Here is an 8,944-nt window from a genome sequence, read left to right as displayed (position 1 = left end):
CACCTGCACGAGTTCCGCGTCGTCGCACCGCCGGATGCCGTCGTGGATGCCACCGAGTCGCTCACCGCGACGGTGCTGGCCGCATTGGACGGCCGGGTCGACGTCGACGGCCTCAACCAGCTCGTCCTGCGGGCGGGCCTCACGCCGCACGAGGTCGCGATCGTCCGGGCGTACCGGCGCTACCGCCGCCAGGTCGGCATCTCGTACTCGGCCGAGTACGCCAACCCCGATCAGCTCCAGGATGGCCAGGCCCTCGTGGTCGGCGTAGGGAACTCCGGCGCGGAGATCGCCTTGGAGCTGGCGCGAACCCGCGCGGTGTTACTTGCCGGATCCGACAACGGCGTCATCCCCTTCCGCCCCGAGAGCGTGCCCGCACGCATCCTGATGCCGATCGTCGGACGGTTCGCCTTCCATCGGGTGCTGACCACCAGCACACCGCTGGGACGAAAGGCACGTCCGAAGATGGTATCCAGCGGCGAGCCACTGCTCCGGGTCAAACCGAAGGACCTCGAGGGCGCTGGTGTGGAACGGGTCGGCAGAGTGACCGGCGTCGAGCAGGGACAACCACTGCTCGACGATGGTCGCCGGATCGACGTCGCCAACGTGGTTTGGTGCACCGGGTTCCACCCCGGCTTCTCGTGGATCGACCTCCCGGTGTTCGAGGCCGGGCAGCATGAACCGAGCCACCATCGTGGTGTCGTCGAGGCGATGCCGGGTCTCTACTTCGTCGGTCTGAAGTTCCTCTACTCGGTCTCATCCGAGCAGATCCACGGCGTGGGACGAGACGCTGCTCACATCGCTGCGGAGATCGCGGCTCGAACAGCCACGACCCACCGAACACGCCAGGAAACCGAGCGGCAGCACCACCTGGAGTCCGCCTGATCTCAACACGGCCCTCGAACATGCTGGCTCTTGCAGCGCATGAAGCCGTCGGCGCCTTGATCGCCGTCATCGCCACGAGCGCAGCCGATGCCCTGTCTAGGTTCCTTGTCGACGCCACCCATCGAGGACCACGACCCGCGCGACCTGCTGCGGTGGGAGATCCGCGCGGAGGAGGCCGGGTTCGACCTGGTGGCGACCTCGGCCGGGTGCTCGGACAGGTGACCCGTCGGTGTACGACGACGAGCAGAAGGCCGGGAGATCGCCCTCGAAGCTCGGGTTCGCCCAGTTGCAAGGCCATGGCCGAGCCGCCCAACCCCACCCAAGCACGTGCAGAAGCCTTCCGCCGAGCGTCGCTCCACTTCGTCCCCTGATCCGTTCGGATATGCGAGCGATCTGGGGGATGAAGTTGCGAGCGGCCGCGCGCCCGAAGATGGGCGCACACAGCGGGGGTTCGCGCGCTGCTAGATGCTCGCGATGGCGCCAGAGATCGAAGGGATCGAGTGTGCGGGATGCGGCGCGGGCACCGTCGAACCAGTCGACCTGGGGTGAGAGGTGCTGTGGCACCGAGTGGTGTGACCGCCAGCCGGCGCCAGAACGCTCAGGTTTGCGGACCGGGTGCGATCGATGCCGGCGTCGGCGGTCCACCTGTCCCCGGCGCGCCGGGTCGCGGGTCGCGGCCGGCGCCACGGCAGCTGCCCCGGGCCGCGCTGCGACGGTCGTTCACCCCTCGGGGGGCGGCAGGTCCACGACGAAGCAGGCTCCTGGCCCTTCCGGATCCGTGTACCTGACCTCGCCGCCGTGTGCGGCGGCGAGCTCGCTGACGACCCAGAGGCCCAGTCCGACGGAGTCAGCGCGACTGCCCTCCGCGAACGGTCGGAACAGCGATGGCACCTGTTGCTGGGGCACCCCACCTCCGACATCGGTAACGGTCAGCCGGATACCGCCGCCGGACCGTGGTCGCGCGGCGACCGTTACGGGCGGCTCACCATGGCGGTAGGCGTTCTCGATGAGGTTCGTCACGATCTGTCCGAAGCGTCGGGGGTCCACGTCCGCTTCGAGCCCGGCCGGCACATCGATCACGGGGGTGTGGGAGCTGTGCAGGTTCGAGAACGCAGAGCGGACCGCTGCGGCGACATCGAGACGGGTCCGGTGGAGTACGAGGCGTCCCTCCTCGCTGCGGGCGAGGGCCAGGAGATCCTCCGCGAGACCGATGGTCCTGCGGGCGGAACGCTCGGCGCTGTCGACGAGATGGCGAAGCTGATCCTGGCGGAGCTCACTGATGCGGCCAGAGATGATCTGCATCGTAGTGACGACCGTGGACAGCGGGGAACGGACGTCGTGCGCCAGCATGTTCACGAGCCGCCGGCGCCATGCATCGATCCGCTCCAGCTCGGCGATCGAGGCTTCGAGTTCACGCGAGCGATGAAGGAGCTGTTCGCGGAGTCGTGCCTCGCGGATCGCGATGGCGACCAGCCCCGCCAGATCCTCTGCCAGTTCGATGTGGTCGTGGTGGAACCCGTGCGGTCGGGAGGAGCCAAGGTTCAACGAGCCTACGAGCTCGCCGTCGGCGAGGAGTGGGACGTTGACGTAGGACCGCACGCCCATCTCGAGGAGCTTGCGGTCGACTCCCGTCGGCTCCTCGAGGGCCGCCAAGTCGGGCATCTCGATCCGGGAACCCCTGCGGTATCGACGCAGCACGTCGGGATCGGCCATCCGTAGGCGTGTCCCTGCGGGCACGTCGGCGCTGGCCTCACCGACCACGGCGAGGACGACCGTCTCGTCTCGTTCATGGTCCAACTCCGAGACGCTGCCTCGTACGACATCCACGCGTTCGGCTAGGACTTCTAGGGAAACCCGAGCCACGGCCGACGGTGACTCTGCGGCCAGCAGCATCGCGCTGACCCGGCGGAGGTTCCCAAGACGAAGGGCGAGTTGTCCCTCCCGAGAGGTCTCCGTGCCGTCCACGGCCGTCCCCTGTCGTGGGGTCTATCGCGGAACTTAGTGGCTGGCCCTTCATACGGCTCGCCCATGGCTCTTCAACCGGCGGGGTCGCCGCGCAGGCAGGGGATGGAGCGCACGACGTCGAAGCGGTGGAAGTCGAGGTCCGGCTGCAACGATCCCCGCTGAGCGAGACCGCACACGCCGCCTGGCCCGTCCCAGCGGCCGATCAACGGCCTGTTCGATGAACCGGGTGAAAGGCCGCGGACGCTGGCACAAGTCGTCCTTCCCGACACGGCTGACGGAGAGGAGCCGAGGGGTGGACAGCGCGGCGAGCGGAGGGAAGGCTGCGGCGAGGTGGATCTGCCGACGCGCCCGGAGGGAGTGACCGAAGTGACCTCCGAGCTCCCACCGCAGGCGACGTGCATCGGCCGGCAACGGGAACTGGGGGAGCTCGAAAGGGTCTTCGACGAGGCCCGCTCCGGGCGCGGGCTCCTTGGCCTGCTGTCCGGAGGCCCAGGCATCGGCAAGACGTGTCTGGCTCGCGCGTTCACCGACAAAGTCGTGGCCGACGGTGCCACTGTCTTGTGGGGCAACTGCTGGGAGGGCGACGGTGCGCCTCCGTTCTGGCCCTGGATCCAGATCATCCGCGGCTACTGCCGACTCCATCCCCCAGAGGTCCTGGCCGGCGACCTGGGCGCAGGCGCGGCCGACATCGCCAAGCTGGTGCCGGACATGGAAACCATCTATCCCGACGTCGCGGTGCGCTCAACCGAGCCGCCAACACCCGGTCTGGCGCCGCAGCAGGGACGGTTCCGTTTGTTCGACTCCGTCGCGACCCTGTGGCGCAACGCGGCCGAGCGCGCGCCGATCGTGATCGTCATCGACGATCTGCACTGGGCGGACGTCCCCTCGCTGCGCCTGCTGCACTTCCTGGTGCGGGAGCTGGCGCGGTCCAGAGTCTTGTTCCTCGGCCTGTACCGGGAAGGCGAGGTGCTGCCGGGGGATCCGAGGTCGGGGCCGCTGACCGACGTGGTGAAGGTCAGTGGCCTGCATCGATCGCTCCGCGGCCTGAGTAGAACCCACGTGGCGGCGCTCATGGAGAGCACCGCAGGGGAGTCGCTGCACGCAGAACTGGCCGCGGCAGTCCACAAGCGAACGGACGGGAACCCGTTCTACGTCAGAGAGTTCACCCGCTTGCTCGTCGCGCATCGCGCCTTCGCGGACCCGGACCCGTCCCTGATCCCGGCGGCGGGCATACCGGAGGGCGTACGGGAGGTCGTGGAGCGACGTCTTGCGCGGCTGTCTTCGGAAGCGGTGGCGGCGCTGGGGGCGGCGGCGGTCATCGGGCATGAGTTCAGTGTGGACCTCCTGGGCCGCGTGCTCGGACTCGAACCTCTGGACCTGCTCGAGCGCATCGACGAGGCGGCAGCGGGGCGCATCGTCACCGAGTCGCCAGACGCGCCGGGGGTGTACGCCTTCTCGCATGGCCTGATCCGCGATGCCCTCTACGACCTGCAGGGCGCCGGCAGGCGGGTTGATACGCATCGGCGCGTAGCCCAGGCTCTACAGGACTCGCCGGAGGCGACCTCCCGCCTCGCCGAGATCGCGCATCACTACTTCCGTACGACCGCGGGTGGCGACACCAGCAAAGCCATCTTGTATGCCGAGCTCGCTGGCCGGCAGGCAGCCGACATGTTCGCCTACGAGGACGCGGTCGGCCACTACGAACGCGCGCTGGTCGCCGTGGGATCCGCAGACGGCCGCCGGCGTTGCGAGTTGTTGCTCGCGCTCGGCGACGCCCAGCGGCGCATGGGCGCAGCCGAGAGCGCTACCGCGACGTTCCACGAGGCGGTTGGTCTGGCGCGGCGACTGCGCGACGCCACCTTGTTAGGTCGCGCCGCACTGGGGGTGGGCTCGGACTTGGGCGGCTGGGGCGCGAGCACGCGGACGGACGAGGCGCTGACCCAGCTGCTGGAAGAGGCGGTGGGGATGCTGGGCGATGCGGACCCGCGGCTCCGTGCTCGCCTGCTCAGCCGGCTGGCCATGGAGCTGTACTGGACGGACGAGGTCGACCGCCGTCGGCGCTTGAGCGACGAAGCGGTCCGGCTCGCACGCGACGTGGGCGATCCGACGGTGGAGCTCCTCGCGCTGTACAGCCAGTACTGGGCGACGCTGAGCCCGGACACGCTGGAACAGCGACTGGCCGGCACCGACGAGCTCCTGGCGCTGGCGAGCCAGACCGGCAACCCCGAGGCCGCCTACCTCGGTCACCACTTCCGCGCGACTGCGCTGATCGAACGGGGCGACATGGACGCCGCTGCCCTCGAGATCGAGGCATGCGAGCGCCTGGCCGCCGAGCTGCGGATGCCTCTGTACCGCTGGCAGACCGCGGTGCTGCAGGTCACCGGCACCATGCTCAGCGGCAGGCTGGAACAGGCGGAGCAGCAGATCCTGGACGCCCTGGCCACGATCCAGGACGCAGACAGCGAGATCGCCGTGCAGGTCTTCGGAGGCCAGATGGTGGTCCTGCGCTGGTTGCAGGGCCGCGTCGACGAGCTGGAGCCGGCGATCCGAGGCTACCTCGACCAGTTCGGCTCGGTGCCCGCGTGGCGGTCGGCGCTCGCGTTCGTCTACGCCGAGATGGGCCACCTCGACGAGGCCGAGGTCATCCACTCCCAGCTCGCGGGACAGGACTTCACCGATCTCGCCGAGGACGGGGTCCGGCTGATCACGATCTGGGCGCATGCGCGCGTGTGCGCCGCTCTGGGGGACGGGGGCCACGCCGAGGCCCTCTACCGGGTCGCGCTGCCTTACGCCCATCTCGACGTCGTCGCGGGACCGGCGGCGATCAGCCTCGGGTCCGTGTCCTACCCGCTCGCCCAGCTCGCGACGGCGATGGGTCGTTGGGACGACGCCCAGCGGCACTTCGAGGCGGCCGTGGCGCGCAACACCCGAACCGGCAACCGCCCGATGCTCGCGCTCGCCCTGCACGACTACAGCGCGATGCTCTTGCAGCGAGGCACGCCCGAGGACCGGGCACACGCTGCACGGCTGCTCGAGCGAGCGCTGGGGGTCCTGGACGACCCCTCGTTGAGCAGCCTGGCTGAGCGCGTGAAGGCCCTTGCCGGACGGGTGGAGGCAGGCCAGCACGACACCGATCGCTTCTGTCGCGACGGGGACATGTGGCTCATCGAGTACGGGGGTAGGGAGCTTCGGCTGAAGCATTCCAAGGGGATGCGCGATCTTTCTCGGCTGCTGGCGGCGCCGGGTCGCGAGATCCACGTCCTGGATCTCATGCGCCGCGGCGCGCCCCGAACCGTGCGCGCCGCGGAAGCCGCCGAGGCGGGCCTGTCCACGGCGGACGACTCCGGCGGCGAGCCGATCCTCGATGATCGGGCAAGGGATGCCTACCGGGCCCGGCTCGCCGAACTCGAGGAGGAGATCACCGACGCCGAGGACGCCGCGGACAGCGAGCGCCTGGCGCGGGCGCGCGCCGAGCGGGACGCCCTGGCCGCGCAGCTCACCGCCGCCTACGGGATGCGCGGTCGGCCGCGCCGGGCGGCTGACCCCGCCGAGCGGGCGCGCAAGGCCGTGGCGTGGCGCCTACGCGAGGCCATCCGCAGGATCGCCGACGTCGACCGGGACCTCGGCCAGCACCTGGACCGCAGCGTGCGCACAGGGACCTTCTGCTCGTACGCGCCCGACACACAGGTGCGCTGGACCGTGCAGGGCTGAGCGGGGACGGCTACCGCCGCGCTGGTCGAGCGACTGGTAGGAGGGCGGCTGTCGCTGCGCTACTCGAGCGGCTGGGGTTCGTGGACCAGGCCGATCACCGCGGAGCGGACGGTCCCATCCGGGCAGCAGATGACGACGTCGTAGTCGCTGGTCGAGAGCAGGAGCGGCCGGTCGGCAACCTCGAAGCGGACCCGGTCATCGACCCCGACCCGCGCGGCCTCACGTCGTGCCGCGGCGATCGCGCCGTCGTCGGGGTCCAGCCCGTCGACGCGTGCCTGCGGGAACATGCGCGCGAGGTCGAGCGCGGACGCGCCCTGGCCGCAGGCGACGACCAGGACCCGTGCCCCCGGGCGCGCGTCCAGCACGTCGACCAATGTGGGGAACGCGGCGACGAACTCGCCGAACGCATCCGGCGAGGGGCGTCGCAGCAGGCGATCGACCGATCCCACGCTCACCTCCCTGCAGGTGCGAGACCGGCGCCTGCAACGTCTAGGCGCTAGGAGGGCGCCCTCGTTGCTAGTTGCAGCCTGGCACTTGGTTTCTCGGCCGCCGGAACCCTCGCCGCAAGATCGCCCGTGGCCGGCTCGTCCCCTAGCCATGTCCGCTAGGCCGGCGCACGAGAACTGCCAGGCACAACCTGGCGAGCGTGCCGGAGAACTAGCCGCCCTTGTCTCCTCGCCCTTAAACCACAAGCAGGCTCCGATGGGGTGGATGCTCGACCCCTGTGCGCGAGACCCGTCGCGATCCCCGCCCGCGGCGATGACATCGCCGTGCGTACCCGGGTTCGTGTCACGGGCGGGAGGCCGGAACACGGCGAAGACCGTGGTTGTAGGCGTTGCGGCCAGCGAAACTGTCCCTCCAGCAGAGCCGCACCGATCGGCTACGAAGACGGCCCGAAGGCCACCCGAAGGCTTCCGTGCACGCTGTTGGTCATGGGAGACCTTCATCGTACGCACCGGGTTCCCGGCCCACGCGACGGCCGGCGGGAACCGCCATCTCTACAGGAGCGGACTGAGCGCCCGTGGCTCGGCTGCGCTCGGCTGGATGCCGGCGTGTCCCCAACCATGTCCGCTAGGCCGGCGCACGAAGACTGCCAGGCGCGACCTGGCGAGCGCGCCCGTGAACTAGCGCCCTTCTGGTGCCGGGGCCGGGGGCCGGGGTGATGGGGGAAGGGGCGCGGGTCCTGCACGCAAGCTCGAACTGGAGGGGGAACGATGGGGATTTCGACGCTACACACGGCTGCGGTCGTGCTCATGACCCTGCTGCTGGCAGCGCCGCACGCGGCCGCATCGTCAGCCGACGCCGCGAGCGGCCCCGCCGCCTCCTACGGGGCGGACCACCTCGTCGTGGCCGGCGCTGTGGAGCCCGGGTGGTCGTCGCCGCCCACTTGGTTGCTCGGGGATAGTGACACGCCGCGGTTCGAGTACCTCGCTTACTACCCGACCGAGCTGCAGATCCACCGCGGCGACGTGGTGTTCTTCCGCAGCGACGGCTTCCACACCGTGACGTTCGGCCCGGAGGGCCAGCCGCGTGAGGGCCTCCTCCGTCGTGACGAGGTCGAACCGCTCGTCGCGCTCCAGCACGACTTCCCGTCTGATCCGACGTGTGGCACCTCGGCCGAGGCACCGCCGTGCGTGCTCGACGACACCGACGAGTTCGTCAACTCCGGCGTCAACGACCTCAAGTTGGCGGTCGATCTCCCCGAGGGCGCCTACACCTACTACTGCACCATCCACACCGGGATGCAGGGCACGATCGAGATCGTGCCCGACGAGGAGCCGATCGCCACGCCAGCCGAGGTCGAGGCCGACCGCCAAGCCGACATCGAGGCCGACACCGCCACCGCGCACGACATCCTCGCAGACCCGCCGGAGATGCGCGGCCCAGAACAGGTGCCGGCGAGCGATACCTCGCCCGCGCATCGTCGCTGGTTCGTGCAGGCCGGCGAGGTAAGCGCCGACCAGCGGGTCGTGGTGCTCCAGTACTTCCCCAGCAGTCTCACGATCGCGCCCGGCGACGAGGTGGAGATCGGCGTGCCCGCCGTGGGTGAGCCCGTGCCCGGCAGGGTCGAGCCCGTCGCCGAGCACCACACCGTGACGTTCGAGCCCAGGGCCGTCCACGACAACGTCCCCGGCCTCGTGCACTACCTCAACCCGATGTGCGATCCCGACGACCCGGAGCACGGGCTGCCCGGCGTCCCGCTGTTCCCGGCGCTGGTGCTGGGATGCCCCGACGGCCTGACCCTCGAACTGGGGCTGCAGCCGTGGGCCTACCAGGATCCGCTGCGCGCCCCGGGCAACGCCGTGGCGACCGAAGCGACCCTCCACGACAGCGGCGTCCTGGTCCCACCCGACAACCCCTGCCGTACCGGGTGCGACCCGTGGAC

At 70.1% G+C, this 8,944-nt stretch carries 5 protein-coding genes; 3 read left to right on the top strand and 2 right to left on the bottom strand.

Annotated elements, in window-relative coordinates:
- Positions 1–882, top strand: an 882-nt coding sequence (locus KY469_21575; GenBank protein ID MBW3665693.1) for an NAD-glutamate dehydrogenase, incomplete at its 5' end; no start/stop codon positions are given.
- Between the two features lie 720 nt (positions 883–1,602).
- Here the strand turns inward: KY469_21575 and KY469_21570 are convergent.
- Positions 1,603–2,847, bottom strand: a complete 1,245-nt coding sequence (locus tag KY469_21570) for a GAF domain-containing protein (protein ID MBW3665692.1) — start codon at positions 2,845–2,847, stop codon at positions 1,603–1,605.
- Between the two features lie 366 nt (positions 2,848–3,213).
- On the opposite strand from KY469_21570, the gene KY469_21565 reads away from it, so the two are divergent.
- Positions 3,214–6,558, top strand: a complete 3,345-nt coding sequence (locus tag KY469_21565) for an AAA family ATPase (protein ID MBW3665691.1) — start codon at positions 3,214–3,216, stop codon at positions 6,556–6,558.
- A 59-nt stretch (positions 6,559–6,617) separates the two neighbouring features.
- Here the strand turns inward: KY469_21565 and KY469_21560 are convergent, their stop codons facing one another.
- Positions 6,618–7,007 carry a class I SAM-dependent methyltransferase gene (locus tag KY469_21560; protein ID MBW3665690.1) on the bottom strand — a complete coding sequence of 130 codons (390 nt, stop codon included), beginning with the start codon at positions 7,005–7,007 and terminating at the stop codon, positions 6,618–6,620.
- Positions 7,008–7,772: 765 nt separating this feature from the next.
- Between KY469_21560 and KY469_21555 the strand changes: the two genes are divergently transcribed.
- A partial coding sequence (locus KY469_21555) for a hypothetical protein (protein ID MBW3665689.1) occupies positions 7,773–8,944 on the top strand: 1,172 nt, incomplete at its 3' end.

This window comes from Actinomycetota bacterium (assembly GCA_019347575.1).
GTDB lineage: Bacteria > Actinomycetota > Nitriliruptoria > Nitriliruptorales > Nitriliruptoraceae > JAHWKY01.
This window is presented reverse-complemented; position numbering and strand designations above follow the sequence as displayed.